At 57.5% G+C, this 16,380-nt stretch carries 21 protein-coding genes; 15 read left to right on the top strand and 6 right to left on the bottom strand.

All coding sequences use genetic code 11. The features are described 5' to 3' along the window. Positions 1-83 precede the first annotated feature (83 nt). Genes JFN93_RS17040 through JFN93_RS17030 form a run of 3 tightly spaced genes read right to left on the bottom strand, consistent with a single transcriptional unit; the run spans position 84 to position 2,652 of the window. The gene (locus JFN93_RS17040) at positions 84-752 is read right to left on the bottom strand and encodes an SOS response-associated peptidase (RefSeq protein ID WP_199385332.1); all 669 of its coding nucleotides are present in this window, start codon (positions 750-752) and stop codon (positions 84-86) included. A 6-nt stretch (positions 753-758) separates the two neighbouring features. Next, on the bottom strand, positions 759-1,634 hold the full coding sequence (locus tag JFN93_RS17035) for a nucleotidyl transferase AbiEii/AbiGii toxin family protein (RefSeq protein WP_199385331.1): 876 nt from the start codon (positions 1,632-1,634) through the stop codon (positions 759-761). After that, positions 1,597-2,652 carry a type IV toxin-antitoxin system AbiEi family antitoxin gene (locus JFN93_RS17030; RefSeq protein ID WP_199385330.1) on the bottom strand — a complete coding sequence of 352 codons (1,056 nt, stop codon included), beginning with the start codon at positions 2,650-2,652 and terminating at the stop codon, positions 1,597-1,599. The genes JFN93_RS17035 and JFN93_RS17030 overlap by 38 nt, the downstream gene beginning before the upstream one ends. 360 nt (positions 2,653-3,012) lie before the next feature. Between JFN93_RS17030 and JFN93_RS17025 the strand changes: the two genes are divergently transcribed. Together JFN93_RS17025 and JFN93_RS17020 are read left to right on the top strand one after the other, a co-directional pair. Next, complete coding sequence (locus tag JFN93_RS17025) at positions 3,013-3,525, top strand: Hsp20/alpha crystallin family protein (RefSeq protein ID WP_199385329.1); 513 nt, start codon at positions 3,013-3,015, stop codon at positions 3,523-3,525. Positions 3,526-3,960: 435 nt separating this feature from the next. After that, positions 3,961-4,311, top strand: a complete 351-nt coding sequence (locus tag JFN93_RS17020) for a hypothetical protein (RefSeq protein ID WP_199385328.1) — start codon at positions 3,961-3,963, stop codon at positions 4,309-4,311. Between the two features lie 57 nt (positions 4,312-4,368). On the opposite strand, the gene JFN93_RS17015 is transcribed toward JFN93_RS17020, so the two are convergent. The 3 genes from JFN93_RS17015 to lexA are packed head-to-tail and all read right to left on the bottom strand — an operon-like array spanning position 4,369 to position 5,381. Further along, complete coding sequence (locus JFN93_RS17015; RefSeq protein ID WP_407931888.1) at positions 4,369-4,530, bottom strand: Y-family DNA polymerase; 162 nt, start codon at positions 4,528-4,530, stop codon at positions 4,369-4,371. Then, positions 4,530-4,775, bottom strand: coding sequence for a hypothetical protein (locus JFN93_RS17010; protein WP_199385327.1), 246 nt, complete (start codon positions 4,773-4,775; stop codon positions 4,530-4,532). Before JFN93_RS17010 ends, JFN93_RS17015 begins: the two co-directional genes overlap by 1 nt. Positions 4,776-4,778: 3 nt before the next feature. Next, entirely contained in the window at positions 4,779-5,381 is a 603-nt protein-coding gene (lexA, locus tag JFN93_RS17005) for a transcriptional repressor LexA (protein ID WP_199385326.1), read from the bottom strand. Between the two features lie 113 nt (positions 5,382-5,494). Here lexA and JFN93_RS17000 point away from each other — a divergent pair, with 113 nt between their 5' ends. From JFN93_RS17000 to JFN93_RS16940, 13 genes are all read left to right on the top strand, one after another. After that, the gene (locus tag JFN93_RS17000; RefSeq protein ID WP_199385325.1) at positions 5,495-6,001 is read left to right on the top strand and encodes a lytic transglycosylase domain-containing protein; all 507 of its coding nucleotides are present in this window, start codon (positions 5,495-5,497) and stop codon (positions 5,999-6,001) included. Beyond that, on the top strand, positions 5,988-6,710 hold the full coding sequence (locus tag JFN93_RS16995) for a hypothetical protein (protein ID WP_199385324.1): 723 nt from the start codon (positions 5,988-5,990) through the stop codon (positions 6,708-6,710). Before JFN93_RS17000 ends, JFN93_RS16995 begins: the two co-directional genes overlap by 14 nt. Further along, a complete protein-coding gene (locus JFN93_RS16990) occupies positions 6,679-8,052 on the top strand; it encodes a type IV secretory system conjugative DNA transfer family protein (RefSeq protein ID WP_199385323.1) in 1,374 nt (457 codons plus the stop codon). Before JFN93_RS16995 ends, JFN93_RS16990 begins: the two co-directional genes overlap by 32 nt. Further along, on the top strand, positions 8,049-9,500 hold the full coding sequence (locus JFN93_RS16985) for an HD domain-containing protein (RefSeq protein ID WP_199385322.1): 1,452 nt from the start codon (positions 8,049-8,051) through the stop codon (positions 9,498-9,500). Before JFN93_RS16990 ends, JFN93_RS16985 begins: the two co-directional genes overlap by 4 nt. Beyond that, entirely contained in the window at positions 9,488-10,324 is an 837-nt protein-coding gene (locus JFN93_RS16980; RefSeq protein WP_199385321.1) for a conjugal transfer protein TraF, read from the top strand. Before JFN93_RS16985 ends, JFN93_RS16980 begins: the two co-directional genes overlap by 13 nt. 71 nt (positions 10,325-10,395) lie before the next feature. Next, the gene (locus tag JFN93_RS16975; protein ID WP_199385320.1) at positions 10,396-11,316 is read left to right on the top strand and encodes a hypothetical protein; all 921 of its coding nucleotides are present in this window, start codon (positions 10,396-10,398) and stop codon (positions 11,314-11,316) included. 32 nt (positions 11,317-11,348) lie between these two features. After that, positions 11,349-12,836, top strand: a complete 1,488-nt coding sequence (locus tag JFN93_RS16970; RefSeq protein ID WP_236021781.1) for a conjugal transfer protein TraH — start codon at positions 11,349-11,351, stop codon at positions 12,834-12,836. A gap of 22 nt (positions 12,837-12,858) precedes the next feature. Then, complete coding sequence (locus tag JFN93_RS16965) at positions 12,859-13,353, top strand: hypothetical protein (protein WP_199385319.1); 495 nt, start codon at positions 12,859-12,861, stop codon at positions 13,351-13,353. A gap of 319 nt (positions 13,354-13,672) precedes the next feature. Further along, on the top strand, positions 13,673-13,996 hold the full coding sequence (locus tag JFN93_RS16960) for a hypothetical protein (RefSeq protein WP_199385318.1): 324 nt from the start codon (positions 13,673-13,675) through the stop codon (positions 13,994-13,996). Beyond that, positions 13,989-14,273, top strand: a complete 285-nt coding sequence (locus JFN93_RS16955; protein ID WP_199385317.1) for a hypothetical protein — start codon at positions 13,989-13,991, stop codon at positions 14,271-14,273. Before JFN93_RS16960 ends, JFN93_RS16955 begins: the two co-directional genes overlap by 8 nt. Before the next feature lie 35 nt (positions 14,274-14,308). After that, a complete protein-coding gene (locus JFN93_RS16950; protein WP_199385316.1) occupies positions 14,309-15,121 on the top strand; it encodes a DNA/RNA non-specific endonuclease in 813 nt (270 codons plus the stop codon). Next, entirely contained in the window at positions 15,118-15,381 is a 264-nt protein-coding gene (locus JFN93_RS16945) for a hypothetical protein (RefSeq protein WP_199385315.1), read from the top strand. The genes JFN93_RS16950 and JFN93_RS16945 overlap by 4 nt, the downstream gene beginning before the upstream one ends. A gap of 474 nt (positions 15,382-15,855) precedes the next feature. Next, positions 15,856-16,263, top strand: coding sequence for a single-stranded DNA-binding protein (locus tag JFN93_RS16940; protein WP_199385314.1), 408 nt, complete (start codon positions 15,856-15,858; stop codon positions 16,261-16,263). Positions 16,264-16,380: the final 117 nt, after the last annotated feature.

The following is a 16,380-nucleotide window of genomic DNA, read 5'->3' as shown; positions in this document are numbered from 1 at the left end:
TCATAATGGCAATATACTGTCAATATTTAATTCGAACAAAATTTGAGGCTAACTGCAGGGAGTATCGGTCGAGGTTTCCGTCTTCATGAAACAGTCTGCTCAATGCAGGCAGGCGTTTCGTTGCGGGGGGAATTGACGAGCGACGAGACCGGCCAGGCCCTCAGAAGGTCCGAAGGATATGGCTGGTAGAGGCGCGTTAGCTTTTCAGGCTCGGTGATGTCGCGGTCGAGCCAGAGATCGAACTCTGCTGGATGCAGGATGACCGGCATCCTGTCATGGATGGGGGCTATCAAGCTGTTGGCATTGGTGGTGAGAATCGTGAAAGATTCCAGCCGTGATCCGTCCGGTGCTTTCCATGAATCCCAGATCCCAGCGAAAGCCATCGGCGAGCCGTCTGCCATGCTCACGTAGAAAGGTATCTTCTTGTCGGTGTGCGTCCAGTCATAGAATCCGCTGGCCGGAATAACGCATCGACGGGTGCAGATCGCCTGCCTGAAGGCCGGCTTTTCGTGGACCGACTCGCATCGGGCGTTGATCAACTTGTTGCCGATATGGGGGTCTTTCGCCCACGAGGGAATCAATCCCCATTTCATCGTCACCAACTGCCGCAAACCTTCGGCATTCTGTCGAATTACGACTACCTCCTGCGTCGGAGCGATGTTGTAGCGTGCTTCGATACGGGGCAACTCGGGAAGGCCGAAGATTTCAGCCAGAACCTCCGGCGGCAGTATGATTGTAAATCTTCCGCACACGGCCGCTCACTCCCTTGGCTTTTCCTCTTGAATTCCCTGCAGGAGCTTTTTCAGAAGTTGCAGAGCGGCTTCGAACTTGGTTCCTTGGAAAGAGGCACCCTTGACCATATTGGAGAGCATCCTGAAACCCTGCTCTTCGTCAGTTTCGCGGATCAGAATCTCCTCTACCGTCTTTAGCGTCTCCGGGCTGCCCAACTGCGCAATGTCCCGCCCGAGCAGCCGAACGGAAGCGAGCCGGGAATCGAATTCTTCCTCGGTGAGAAGGGGTACATGGGACTCGTACAGCTTCGCCTCGACACCGGTCGCGTCGTAGTTTTCCAGAATGAAGAGAAGATCATGGGCATCGTGCTCGCGTCTCGGGTACGCGTCGGCCCAGGAGATGATCTTCAGAAGTGCCAGAGCCGGCACCGAAGGGACAAGGATTTCCAGGGGCGGGTCGCTGCTGAGGCGCACCTTCAATGCCGATTGATATGCTTCTTCAAACCCGAGCATGCTCATGATCATGTCATGGTCAGGTGGCCAACTGATCCGTTTCGTCTCGCCGCTTATCCCTCCATAGGGTACGATATCGACCATGGCGGCAAATGAGCTGGCAATGAAGCGGTGTGGCGATTTCGTCGCCGAGAGCAGTTCGCGGTCGATCAGGGCGCCGGTCAGACGCTGGAATTCCTCCCAGCTTGCGACCTCGACACCGATATCGATGTCTTCCGTCACTCGGGGAGCGGGAATCCGGTGGATGTGCTCAAAGATCACGTCGCGGGCGAAAGCCCCCACCACGAAGAAATGAATTTTGAGCTCCTCGGCGACTGCCTTGATGCTCCTGAGAATTGATATCCTGCCGGCGTCAATCCTCCCCGAAATATCGATCGAGATGTTGTTCATAGATAATCCTTGCGGTTTCCATGGTTCGTTGTTCGCCTATCGCGGCCAGATCGGCGTAGATGAGGATCGGATGCACGGTTTCGCCTTCACCGAAGCCATTTCCCGGCGGCCAGAACCGTTCGAGAATCTCCACATTACCCTGCGGGTCCTTTTTCAGCCTATTGGCGATCACCAGATCGGCCAGACGGTTCTTGTCCGCGTATAGCGTGACGGTGCCTGGCTTCAAGTATCCGGTCAGTTTCGCTGCGGCAACCTCTCCCCCCCACTGGGCGAGGGCGGGGTCCAACTGGATATCCTTCCACCAGTCGCCTTCACCCCGGAAGCGCCCCAGCAACAACTTCGGCTTGAGGTAATCGGGGTACGCCGCAATCCAGCGCTCGAAGAGTGTCTTCCTCTCCAGGAGCTTCTTCCCCTTTTTCCCCATGTCGAGGATGAAGCCTTTCTGGACCAGTTCGGTCATGGTACCGTTCACCGTGCCCAAGGCGACATCCGTCATCTTGGCAAGATCGCGATACGGCCTGTCGACGAGTTCCGGTCGGCACAAAAGGAGGTAGGCGATCTTCAGTCCGACCCCTTTGAAGATACGGGCGGCGGGAACGGGGGGTTCTTCCTTTCCCGGCCTGTTGCCTTTCACGAAGATCAACAGGGGCGGCTGATTGACGAAGGCGTTTCCGACCGTGTCGATGAACTGTATGCCGCCGTCGTGCAGTCTTGCCGCGGCCTCGGGCGGGACGTACCCTGTCGCCAGCAGAAACGGATGCTGCGTCTTATCCTTGTTGATCAGAGCCTGAAGTTCCGCCGCCTTGGTAAGCCGGTCCTTGACCTCGACGCACCAAACGAATTCCTTCCCGAAAACCCTTGCACGAACAATGTAGTCGTATCCCTGGTCACGAAGGTCGCGGACCGGCTCCGCTTCGTATTCCAGGGGAGCGAGCGCCTTCAACGCTTCCATCGCCTGCCGGAGGATGTCGGCTTCATGCCCGGCCGTTCGATTGTGTTCAATATTTTCTTTGTTCATTTGTTTTGAACATACCAAATTATTGAACGCAAGTCAACAGGGTTGAGAAATCAACGTCCAGTAACGTTCCTGATCAAATCGGCTGCCAAGCCGGAGAGATTTCCGAAGGTGGTGAAGTCCGCGTAGGTGTCCAATGTTTTTTACTCATTCCTATCCCTGCAAGCGAATGCGTTGGCTTTCCGGGTCCAAAGCCATCATACTGTAACTATTTCAATATCTTTGACCCTTGACTTTGAAAAAACCGCCACTAAATTTGTATACAGGTAGCCACCCGGAAAGTACAACGCCAAGTAAGTGGATGACCTCATAATTGGACACAATTTGAGGTCAGCACAAAACTGTAGCAAAGGAGGTAACGCTATGGCCGACAAGGAGTCGAAAGACGTCTCGAAAAAAGAGTCAAAGGAACTGATCCCCCAGGAATCCAGGAGATTCATGACGCCCTTCGAAGAGATGGAGCGCTGGTTTGACGAAGCTTTCAGAAGACCTTTTTTCTCCCCGTGGATGTCTCGTTTCAGATTTCCGGAGTTTGGGGAACTGAGAGAGTTCTCGCCTACCGTTGACATCTTTGAAGAAGGAAACGACGTGGTTGTGAAAGCCGAACTGCCGGGAATGGGCAAGGATGACATCGACGTCAACGTCACCGATGATGTGATCACAATTTCAGGCGAGAAGAAATCGGAAGAAAAGGTTGAGAAGAAGAACTACTTCCGGCTTGAACGCACCTGCGGATCATTTTCCCGGAGTCTGACCCTGCCCGCTGAAACACAGAGCGACAAGGCTAAGGCTTCCTTTAAAGATGGGGTACTGGAAGTCAGGATACCGAAAACGGAAGCGGCGGTTCAGAAGGTTAAAAAGATCAAAATTGACTGATTTTGCATCGACGGAGGGCGATGTACCTGAATCCGGGTCTTTTGGAATTGGGGGAGGTGAAATCTGGAAGTACAGTCGGGTTTCCCGCACGGGTGGCTGCTTCATTTCTTACGGCTTATGCACTGTCCTATGATATTTCGTATCAGGAGGAGAATGGAGGTTCAGCAGCCGAGCTCTTTGGCCCTTTCCAACGCCTCGCAGTAAACTGAAGAATACGGGGCTTATGGCATCGGCCTTGCCACCGTGGAACGCATTATCACCCACCACGGCGGGGTAAGGTATGGGCTGAAGGGGAGTTGGGGAAACGGGCCGCTGTGTTTTTTACGCTGGGTGACTCTGGGTAGGGTCGGGTAACTCCATTGTCAAGCATGACAGGTCCATGCCGTCCCTGTCCCTGCCTGTGGTTACCCAGCGGTCTACATTGGGAGAGCCAATATGGTCGGCAATGACGACTTGAAATACGAATTGGAACGAAACAATTTTGTGAGGGCTGCCGAGATTGCGGCATCTCGTGGCCTTGCGGAAAATGAATTAAGAGAGATTCAGTTTGAAGCCCTTTGGCAGATGGCGCAAAACCGGAACGCCGTGGGAACGAGAAAACTGGCTCAAGAGTGGGGGGTATCGAAACAGGAACTGAAGGAGTACCTTCAAAATAGGGCCGTTGAGCACAGGAAAACCGGTGACATCAAACTCTTGACGTCATGCTATGATGCAGGCACAGGAAAATATTTTTCGTTTGAAGAATGGCTTGAATTTTACGCTGAAAAGTGGAAAGACTACCAATGAGCCCCCCTTTGGCGAAACCTCGCGCCATATCTTACCCTGCTGTTTAATCATTTCTTCTCAAGCGCCGTACTTGCGGGCTTCGTAGCTGGCGGTCAGGGTTACCGTGCGCTGCTTCGAACCCGTGACGACAACGGGCTTGCCCTGCAGTTCCGGATTGGCGGCCTGCTCGACAGAGGCGAAAAAGCTGTTCATGTCAAGATGCATGATCACGCGGCTCATCACTTCACCTCGATGCCGTTCAGCAGCCAACTCTGGTCTTTCGTGTTGTAGACCAGCTCGTAGAGCGCCTCACCGTCCGTCACCGAAAAGTGCAGAAGAAGAGCATCGCCCACTTTTTCCCTCCAGAAGTACGTCGTCCGGAGGATCGAGTGCTTCCGGTTGTGCCAGTCGAACCAGACCGGCTTGATCTGGCGCCCCGGCGTGAAGATGGTGGCGATCCGTATCTGTTCCCTGACCCGTTCCAATTCCTACTCCAACTGCCTATAGATGCCGATGACCTTGCCGACAATCGACACGTCCTTGTCCGGTCCCACCATGATCGGCTCCATGTTGGGATTGGCCGGCTGAAGACGAATGCGGTCGCGCTCCCGGTAGAACCACTTGAGCGTGGCCTCTCCCTCGACCATGACGACCACCGTGTCCCTGTTCTCTGCGACGGGCTGCGGACGGACCAGAGCGAGATCGCCGTCGAAAATCCCCGCCCCGATCATCGAGTCCCCCTTCACCCTCAGAAGAAAGCACCCTTCACCCTTTACCTGCCCCTGATCGACGGCAAAGTACCCTTGGATGTCCTCGATGGCGGGGTGGAGCTGGCCGGCGCGGACGGTGCCGACGATCGGCAGCGGGACACTCTTGGCGCCCTGCGTGGCCAGCACTATTCCCCGCGCCGTTCCGGACCTCCTGATGAAGCCCTTCTTCTCCAGGGCGTCGAGGTGGCGGTTCACGCCGAACGTGCTGCTCACGCTTAGGTGACCGGCAATGTCCCGCAGAGTCGGCGAATAGCTGTTCGTCTGGATGAACCGGGCGATGAAGTCCAGTACCTTCTGCTGTCGTGCCGTGAGGTCGGTCACCGTATTCTCCTTCGCATAGTGTCCAATTGAGCACTATATATCAGGGTCACCTTGTCTTGTCAAGACAACGAGAGCTGTCCCCCCGCTAGATATAGGGTTAGGAGAAAACGAACATGATCCGACTGTCGGCATTCATCCTGGTGATGCTCTGCCTTGCGGTAAACACTGCAAGCGCTCATGCCTTCTGCTTCCAGGAGGCGGGAGAGCTTTACGGCATCTCGCCGCAGCTTCTCTGGAGCATCGCCAAGGTGGAGAGCAACTTCGATCCGGGGGCCGTGAACTGGAACCGCAACGGCACCTACGACTTCGGGCTCATGCAGATCAACTCCTCCTGGGCTGGACGGCTCGGAAAGACCTGGAGTGGTCTCGGAGATCCCTGCACGAACGTGAAGGTGGGGGCCTGGATTCTCGCCCAGTGTGTCTCCGACTACGGGTACACCTGGCAGGCGGTCGGCTGTTACAACTCCCGCACTCCGTCGAAGCGCGACCGCTACGCGGCAAGGGTGTTCCGGATTCTGTCGGAACACGCCGGGACCCAGCCGATCAGACAGGTGGCCTCGGCCGGGGCCGTGGCGCAAGATACACCGTGGCTGGCGGTGTTCGGCCGTGCTGACCGCTGACCTTCTGCAGAAGTACGGGCTGCCGGAAGACCAGGTGCTCGATGCCGTGGAACTTGCCGTGACCAGAACCCTGTCCGCTGCCCTCGACACAACCGTCTCGGTCAGGGCGGAAAACGGACTTGAGATCGTCGCCTATCCGCGCATCGGAAGGCCGGTCGAGGTTCCGCTGCATGCCATAACGAGGAAACTCCGGCGCCACATCCTCCACAACGTCGAACTGGAACTGCAAAGGAGGCAGGCCCTGCGCGAGGCGGAGGTCCTTCAGGAACTGCGGGGCCAGGTCATATACGGCACTGTCGGGAGGATCGAGGACGGTGAGACGTTGCGCGTGGTGCTGGAGATCGACGAAGCCTTCCGCCGCCTGATCCTGAGCGGGGAATGCCCACTATTCTACCAGCCCGGGCATGAACGTGGGCTTTACCGGGTCGGCGACATGCGGGCTTTTCACGTTACACGGGTCCACGCCGTTCAGGCCGGCAGGCACTCGGCGCGTGTCCGCATCCTTTTGAGCCGAACGTCGGCGCGGCTGCCGGAACTGCTCCTGAAAAAACTCACGGGAGTGGACGGCATCGTTTGCCAGAGACGGGTCGCCGGAGGGTTCAGCAGGCTCGCGACGCCGGTCCGTCTTCCCAAGAGCGCCATCAACACCGTCGGAAAGGAACTGGGAGAACACCTGTATGTTTTCGTGGCTGAAAAAAGCGGGAGGTGACGGGCCGTCCACCGACATCGGCACCGGCGTCCGAATGGAGCAGCCGACCCGGATCGTCCCCATCTCGATCCCGGACTCCTTCCGGAGACGGCACATGTTCGTGTTCGGAACCACCGGCGTGGGGAAGACCCGGCTCTGCGAGAACCTGATCGAGCAGGACATCCGCAAGGGGAACAGCGTGGTCTACTTCGACCCCAAGGGGGACCAGCAGATATTCACCAAGATATTCGAGGTGGCCCGGGAGTCCGGCAGGCTGAAGGACCTGATGCTGGTGACGCCGATCTTCCCCGAGTATTCGGCGGTGGTCGATCCGATGGCCTTCTATTTCATGGTCGACGAACTGGTCGGCCACATCATCTCCGGCATTCAGGGAGGGCGGGAGCCGTTTTACCGCAACATCGCCAAGGAGATCACGACCGCCGTCATCACCGGCAACATCATCCTCGCCGAAGAGGAAGGGCACAAGCTCGTCCTGAACATGGACACGATCCGCAACAGTATCCGGCGCAGTTCCCTGGAATACACCATGAACCACCTGCGGAGACTGGAGATGCCGGAGGCGGACCTGATCGCGGGGATGTTCAGGGACATCCTCGACTCGCCCCAGGAGTACTACTCGAAGGTCTCTTCGTCGCTTCGCACCTGCCTCATGGAGCTTTCCTCCGGCAACATCGGCAAAATCATCGGCCAGGCCGACAGCAACCGCTTCATCCACCGGTTGGAGGAGGGAAAACCGGTCATCATGGTCGTCCACACCGGCTCCCTGATCACCCGCGAGGCAGCCGCCACCCTCGGCAAGGTACTCCTCTCCATGATCCAGTCGTTCGTCGGCAGGGTCTATCTCTCCAACAGGCAGAAGGTCTCTCCTCCGTTGTCGATTTACATCGACGAGGCGCAGAGTCTGATCTATCAGGGCGTGGAGGAGTTGTTCGCCAAGGCGGGATCGGCCGACGTGATGGTGCACGCCTTCGCCCAGTCCGTGAACCAGATATACGCCGCCGTGGGGGAGGAGTTCGGGAAGTCGATCCTCGACAACACCAACACCAAGATCTTCATGCGCTGCTCTGACGCCGAGACCTCCGAGTACGTGGTGCGGCATTTCGGGGTGAGAAACGTGCTCACGGGGATTTTCGGCTCGAACCAGGTCACGACCCGCGAAGTGGAACAGGACATCCTCAAGGTCCAGGACATTCTCGGCCTGCAGCCGCAGGAGTTCTACATGCTTACCTATTCGGGGAGATACAAGGGGACCACCCTCATGGTGAAAGACCCTTCGGTGAAGATCAACTTTCCCGCCGCCCCGCTGAACGTGCCTTCAGCGCAGAGAGAGAGCTCGAAATGAAAACCCTGGCCTTAATCGCCGGATTGATCGGAGTCGGCCTGGTCCTGTTCTCGATCAGGCTGTTCATCGCCCTTCGACCCGAAAGGGCCGCCGAGGAGAAGGAACGCCGCGAAGAGGGGGACGGCGAAATGGAGACCCTCACCCTCAAGGAGATCAGCCATATCTGGACCGAAGAGGACGACACTCCCTCGGACGAGAACAACGCGCTGGCGGGCAACGTCATCGAGTTCACGGAAGTGGCGAAGCTCTGGCGCAAGCCCGCTTCCGCCACGGACGAAGTAGCCACACCGCCCCCTGCCTTCGCCATCGAGGAGATAGCCGGGTTCTACCGGACGATGGTTGAGAATCAGCGGCTCGTGAAAGGGGCCCGCCGGACGGTGATCGTTGAGATCCTCAAAATGCTCGACGCGGAAGGGACCTGCCCTTCCGTCGTGGGCAAGGGACACGCGGGCGGTGGGGGAAAGGTGACAGAAACGGATGCCCAGTATGGGGCCGAGGCGTATTCCCTGCTCGCCACGATACCCCTTTACAGGCACAGCTTGGCGGTAGCCCGCAAATTCGCCGCAACCGCCGGCAAGGGGGCGATGCTGGCCGACTGTCTGATCATCGCGCTCGGTCACGACATCGGCAAGATTCCGTCCTTCCATAAGAAGTACTACTCCACCGCGGATCACCCGGTCATTTCCAAGATAGTTCTCGGCGGCATACCCGAGTACGCCTCCCTTCCCAACAGGCAGGAACTGGACGCCGCCATCGGCAACCACCACGCGATAACCCCTCCGGACGAACTCACCGTGCAGTTGAAGCGGTGCGACCATGACGCTCGGGCGGAAGAGCTGGCGTCGTTCGGAAATGTCGGGGTCCCCTTGCTGCCGGCCGAACAGGTGACGGCCGATGCGGATCGGCCGAAGACGGACCACCCGCTCGGCTCTCCGGTGGAGGGGAAATTCACGCCGACGACGCTGGAACTCCCTCCCTGGTTCGACGCGGACACCGTGATGTCGCTTCTTGGAGAGATGGTGAATCGACTGGAGGAGACCCCCACCGGCAGCCGCTGGCATATCGTCTCCATGCCGAACGGTCTGGTCTTCGCCAACCAGGACGCGCTGTGGCGGGTGATTCACCGGATCGGAGGACACGACCCGCTGGTGAAACTGGCGGACGCGAACGAGGAGATGAAGCGGAACCTGCTCCACACCGTCGTATGGGAACTGAGCAGGGTCAGGAACGCCATCGCCACCGACCTGATGGGCCGCGGCCACTACATGACGCAGACAACCGTCGTCACCAAGGGTGGCAAAGGGTATTCAGTCCTGCTGATACCGTTCCGCGCCGAGGCCTTCGGCGCACTCCCCTCGACCCTGGAGAGCGAGAAGCCGCAGGCGCTGCGACAGATGGTCGCGGACATCAAGCTGAAGATCAGGGAGGGCGCCACATGCGTAACCTGATCGTCGCCGGCCTGCTCCTCGCCTTCGCCGCCACCGCCAACGCCGATTACTACTCGGAGGCGGGCAAGGGATGGTGGTGGTACGAGAAAGAACCTCCCAAGGCGGCAGAGGAGAAGGAGAAGAAACGTGACGCCGGCCCCAGGCCCGCAAAGCTCAGGGACTATACCTACGATCAGATCTGGGACATGCATCCCGACAACTTCGAGAAGCTCGCCGAAGGTCTGAAGAAGGAGGCGGTGCGGAACCCGTCGGAGGAGAACGTCAGGGACTACTACGAAGTCCAGGAGATCGCCAGGAAGAAGGCCCTCGCCTTCACAAACGTCTCCCAGTATGTCTGGCAGAAATACCCGGAACTGTCCACCAAGAAGGACTATCCGATCACGACCCCCGGCAATCTGGGTCGCATATCCCGGATCAGGGAGGAAAAGAGTAGGAAGCTGCGCGAAAACCGGGACGACTTCGCGCTCATCTATTTCTTCCGGCAGGACTGCAGCTTCTGCGACGAACAGGCGCCGATCCTGGAGTGGTTCACCAACTCGACCGGGTGGGTGGTGAATAGGGTGAACACCCAGGAGAACCCAGGGCTCGCCGCGAGATTCCAAGTGGAGATCACCCCCACTCTCGTCCTGATCCAGAAAGGGAACCAGGATTATTTCCCGGTGTCGTCCGGCGTGATCTCCGCCGACGAGATCGAGGACAGAACCTACCGGGCCGTGAGGCTCCTCAAGGGGGAGATCACCCCGGAGGAATTCTCCCTCTACGATTTCCAGCGGGGAGGCGGTTTCGACGTGAAGAAGCGTCCTCCCGCGTCAACGGAGAAATAGACAGGACGAAGAAGCTGCAAACGATTTGCCCTACCGGCTCGGGCCGGGAGCCCCGTTGAGAGGAGGCCGTTTTGAAAGCAAAACCTTATATTGGCGAGAGCGTGTCGATACTGGATTCCGAAGAACTGGTAGACAAGGCTTATTCCGGTTTGCTGGCAATACTCGACTGGGTGCCGAAACCCGGCGAAAAAGTCGAGGCAATGCAATTCGGCGGCTGCGGTAGAAAGGATATGGAGCATTTCCAAGCTCTGACTGAGGGTGTCTATATTCCGGGATCGAAGAGAAATTATTACTGGGGCACTTTCGATCTCGATGTCGATGAATTGCCGGAGTCCGGCTGCGTTTATGTGAAACCAAGTGAGGGAATGGAGTTTTCGTATGCCGCCGTTAAACGGGTCAGAAGGTTCAAGAAAGGGGTCGTCTGCCAATGCAAGGCTCCCGCTTACATATACAAGGTGTATGTGGTTGAAATGCCGAAGGCCGGCAAGCTTTGCCCTATCATCGAAATCACCTACTTCGCCATCGATGCACATGGTGACGTCTGGCTGACAATTGACACTGCGAAATTTAGGGACGGCAAGATTGCCGCATTCAGAATCGACCGATATGCCGGCTCGCACTTTGGCCCTGGCGCCCTCTCTTTGCTGGCTGACACGAAATATTTATGGATGGTGACAACAGAAGAGCCGTTCCAACTGTCGGATAGCAAAGGTCATGCAAAGGTGCACTTCGGGATCGAAGAACCTATGATTCAGAGCCTCTTTTACGCCCGAAGCTTGCCCATGACCGCATCGGGACGAAGGCGACCCATCCTTCACTGGGTGAGTGCCCATAAACGGCGATTGGAAAAAGGTGTAGAGATCGACATCGCCAAATATCTGCGAGGCGTCGAGGCCTTTTCAATGGGTAACCTGAATTTCCAGATCACCCAACCTTACAAGAGGGGAAACCCGGCCGGTTTGACAACTCGGTACGGAGCACTGGTCACATGATGTACAACAACCGGACGAAAGGGGCTGAACCCATGATGCGTCGCAAGGGAACCAAGCTGATCGCGGTGGCGGTGGTCGTTTCTCTCGCCGCCTTCCCCGGGCTCGCGCCCGGCTCGGGCTGGGTGGACGACTGGATAAAGCAGAAGAGCAGCACCTCCCCCAGCTACTACGAGGGAGCGAAGCGGGGCTACTACACGGGCGGCGGCTTCTCGGCCCGTTGGGCCAATTCCAACGACTACCTTGTCACTGCGTCGCTCCCGCAGCTCAAGTCGGGGTGCGGTGGCATCGATGCTTTCCTGGGGGGATTCTCGTTCATGAACGTAGATTATCTCGTCCAGAAGCTGCAGAACATCCTTTCCGCGGCGCCGGCGGCCGCCTTCGACATAGCCCTGAAGACTCTGGCTCCCCAGGTGGCGGACACCATCAAGACGCTGGAGGCGATCACCGACCGGTTGAACTCCCTCCAGCTCAACGACTGCAAGGCGGCAAAGGCCCTGGTGGCTACGGCTTCTAGCCCGTTCTCCTCCATCATGTCCGACAGTCTGAAGGCGGAGATGAAGTCGGCCCAGACCGATTTCCTGGTTTCCAGCGGGGCGAAAGACCTGGCCCATGACGTGAGCAAGCTGTTCGACAGCGAGCTCAAGTCCGCGAGCGGGACAAAGCCCATGGCTCCCGGCACCATCCAGGCATCGGCGGCCAGCGCCACGGCGGGCTGTCCCGACGAGGTGAGGACCGTGTTCGGCGATGGGTCGGTCCTGGAGAATCTGGCCGCGAAGAGGGGGATGAGCAGCGACTACTTGCAGCTCATCAGGGGTTTCATTGGCGACGTCGTGGTCCAGAGTCCGGCCACTTCGGGGACTACCTACCGTGCCCAGTACATCCCCCCCTGCGACAAGAATGAGAGCTTCAGCTCCTTCATCGACGGCACTGCTCAACGGAGGGCCAGTGGCGGGGCGTGCGCGGACATCACAGACGCCAACAAGAACCTGTTGACCTACGTGAACGGCCAGATGCAGGCCATCGCCGGCAAGCTCAAGGCAAGGCAGCCTCTTTCCGCCGACGAAGAGACGTTCCTGAAGAGCACCCCCCTCTCGGTCGGCCTGATCCTGAAGAACGCGACGGCCACCAACACCGAGGGAGAGGTCATCGGCAAGCTCTCGGAGGTCACCGCCAGGGCCTTCGGTTATTACATGCTCCTCGACCTCTTCAACCGGGCGGTGCAGCTCAGCGAAAGCGCCAAGAACATCATGTCGAGCCAGCAGACGAGCAAGGCGGGGGCTTCGCCCGAGACATGCCAGATTGCCCTTTTAGGCGAAGGGCTCCAGCATCTCCAGACCCTCGAGGAGAAAACCCTGCATCTGCTGCAGGAGGCCCATCAAAGTTACGCCAACGCGGCAACCGAGGTGAACTCGGTGGAAATGCTCGTCCTCAACATGAAACGATTCGACGATACGGTATTCGCGGAACTCTCGGGGCGCTTCGGGACGGGTGTAGCCCGGCGGGCACTGGGGAAATCCTAACCACACTCAAGGAGAGAAAATCATGAGCAAGTCTACCAAAGGGCAAGAGAAACATGAAAGCGGCGAAAAGGAACAGAGGAAACCCCGCCCTACCCCTGAGGAATGGCGCGAAGAGCGGCACAAGAAGTCGGAACGTAGCGACCTGGCGTTCATCAGCCGGCGGACCTACGACCAGTTCGATTTCATCGGTCTTCTCAACTCCCACGACATCATGCTCCACAAGCTGAGATTGCAGGCAGGAAGGAGCAGGAAACTCAGTTTCGCCGTAGTGGCGGAGATCATTGAGAAGTCCGACAAAATCAAGGGAGACATCAATCTCCTCAATGCGCAAATAAGTAGGCTGCTGGGAGACAGATACATTCCGCCCCGCGGGTTTGACGACCCGCTGGCAAAAAGCGACCAGGATGCCGACGAGGCACAATCGGGAAAGAAGGCCGGTGCGGAGAAAAAGAGTGCCGGCGTGACCGGCTCGGCCATCTTGGTACAAGAGGGCATTGAGTTGCCGGCGTCGGCCTGAAAGGTCGGGGAGATCTTCACTTGTCAACCGTAAGATGATATGATGTGCGCCGTTTCATTTTATTGGGTATCCGTATTTCATGATTGAAGCAGTGCCTGACAGATATTCTTGAAACGAGTCATCCTTTTTATAATCGCTATCATGGTGACATCGATCGGGGTTACCTTCGATGTCGTCAGCAGAGTCCAACCGGAACCACTCCATCCTGTCCGTGTTACATGGGTCATCCATCTGTTCCTGTGGATGACGGCCGGTTGGATAATCGGGTATGCGTGGCAGCAGTTTGTGGCGTCTCTCAAAGCAAAATACGAGGTGGACGATGCCAGCGAATAATCCCGCCACTAGCAGAGTGACTTGGACTGAGGAAGACGATCAAGAGTTTCGTCGTATTCAATCAAAGTACGACAAAGAGGGGCTTACGGATGATGAATATCTCGCGGCAAACCAACTCTTCGAGCGTTATATAGCTCATTGGCATCAGACTGATCCGGTCTTTCGGGAAGCAAAAAATACATTCCTTCATGGTTTGGATATTGTGTCAAAGGTGGATAAATTTCTCTCTCTACAGGAACGGAATGCTTTGATCAAGCCGCTTGTAATGGAAGCATTCATGAAGATTGGCAGCAGGGGATCGCATGCGTGAAGTAGCTGTTCCAAAGATGATCAACTTGTTAAGTACAATGTTGAGAGAGAACCCTGAACAGATACCTGGGCAAGATGGGTTAGCTGTTGCAGAGTGGCTTGACTCTCTATACTACTGCCCGAATGATCGCACGATCTATCATGCCGAGGGATACAGCAGAAAAGAAATCGCTTTGATTCTGTACCTGCGTAGGGAAGGTATTGCCCCCGAAGATTTTATGCGCAGATTGCAGGCAGATCGTGTTGCAGGTGCCGCTCTGACCGGCCATACACCATGAAATCCGGATACCCGTTAGAATCGACAGGAAAACCCATGAAGAACAGGTTTTCGATCACGCTTGTGACCGCCCTCATCCTGGCGCTTTTCACCGCTTCCTCTTTCGCAATGAAAACCTCCTGCGGGGAGCATTACGTCGGAGGCGAGGCGCCGGACATCATCAACGCCAAGATGCAGGCAAAGACCCAGGAACTCTGCTACGATGAGTTCGGCGTGGTCCATTCCGGCCTGACGCGCACCCCGCTCTGGTCCGCCGAGCATCTCACCAGGTCCAGGCTCGATGCCGCCAGGGGGATGGTCCGCAAGGACACGTTCCACGCCGAAGAGCGGCTGCCGGAGTCGGACCGGGCGGAACTATCAGACTACGCGCGCAGCGGCTTCGACAGGGGACACATGTCTCCCAACGCCGACATGTCCACCGATCAGGCGCAGCACGAGAGCTTCAGCCTCGCCAACATCGTCCCCCAGGACGGCACCAACAACAGGGGAATCTGGAGCGGGATCGAGAGTGCGGTCAGAACGCTGGCGAAGCGGGAAGGAAACCTGTACGTCATCACCGGTCCCCTGTTCGTCGGCAACAATGTCAAGGCTCTCAAGCGCCGGGTCCTGGTGCCGACCCATATCTACAAGATCGTGTACAGCCCGAAGCGCAACGCCGCCGGGGTCTACCTGGTCAACAACGCCGCCGAGGCGGATCTGCGCTACATCTCGGTGGCCGAACTCGAGCAGATGGCCGGGATCGATTTCTTCCCCTCCATGTCGCCGGCCGTCAAGAGGGAGATCATGCCGCTTCCCAAACCGAAGGAGCGCAGGGGAGGCGGAAAGAGGCACGGGAGGACTTACAGGTGAGCAGGAAAAAGGATCTCAGTATCGCACCGTTTAAGAACGAATCGGAGTGCCTCCAGATCAACGGCCTTACCATCGAGAACCGCCTGGACCGGGTGTCGCTGTACGGCAGCCTCGACATCACCCGGGACAAGGAAGGTCTGGAGAAGGCGGCCAAGCTGAAGGAGATAGTCGATTCGGTGGTCGCGGCCATGACGGGCGAGGAATTGCCCGACAAGGTCGAGGTGGAACAGCCTGATACGGTGAAGAACCCCTTCGCGTAGGAAGCCGGCTTGACCCCTCATCACGAAGGTGGTAGAAGATTTTCATATTTTTACACTCTTCCTCGAAGAGATTCCGCTTGGGTCACGCACCCCGGAACAAATTTCAGGGATAGCCCCTGATCTGAACGCCCCGGCAGGGATGCAACGCAAGGAAAGACAAGGCGCGCTTTTCGCCCCTTTCCCGGTGAGAAGTCAGCGTGCTCGACGAGCACCAGGTAGTCGACCTTGGGCAAAGGCGACTTTAAACAGCGACGTTAGAGGTGCGTCCAGAACCGGACAGCGCCTTTTTTCATACCATAACCCCTTAAAGACCTGTTTCGGACATCGTGCCGGAACGGGTTTTTTTGTACCCAAAACCCGCGACAAGCCTTGGAAGCGGCGGGAATTCAACCTGTCCCGACAGGGAGACCAAACCTCTCCCCGCGCGGGATCGGTGACCGTCTTCTCGTTCGGGAAACCAGCAAGGAGGCAGTCATGGCAAGTTTGAACAAGGTTCTCTTGATAGGGAATCTGGGCAAGGATCCGGAAGTCAGGTACACGGCATCCGGAACGGCGGTCGCAAGTTTCTCTCTGGCGACGTCGGAACGTTTCAAGAACAAGGCAGGAGAATACGAAGAGCGGACCGAGTGGCATAATCTCACCCTCTGGGGGCGTCTGGCTGAAATCGCCGGCGAATACCTGTCAAAGGGGAAGACGGTGTACATCGAGGGCCGGCTCCAGACCAGGAAATGGCAGGACAAGGAAGGCAAGGACCGTTACACCACGGAGATCGTCGGCGAGAAGATGCAGATGCTGTCGAGGAAAGACACCGGACGCGAAGGCGACCCGGAACAGGACAGCTTCTACCAGCCGCCTTCCGGAGGAGACGAAATTCCTTTCTGAGCCCTGACCATCCGTAACGACCGAAACCAAACACAAGCCCGACAGGGGAGACACAGACCCCTGCGGGGTGGTCCGTCTCCTCTGTCCGGGTACAACCCACAGAAAGGAGATCGAGAT

It is taken from the genome of Geomesophilobacter sediminis (genome assembly GCF_016458275.1).
Lineage (GTDB): Bacteria > Desulfobacterota > Desulfuromonadia > Geobacterales > Geobacteraceae > Geomesophilobacter > Geomesophilobacter sediminis.
The sequence above is the reverse complement of the archived record's forward strand: the minus strand, read 5'-3'. Positions and strand labels throughout refer to the sequence as shown.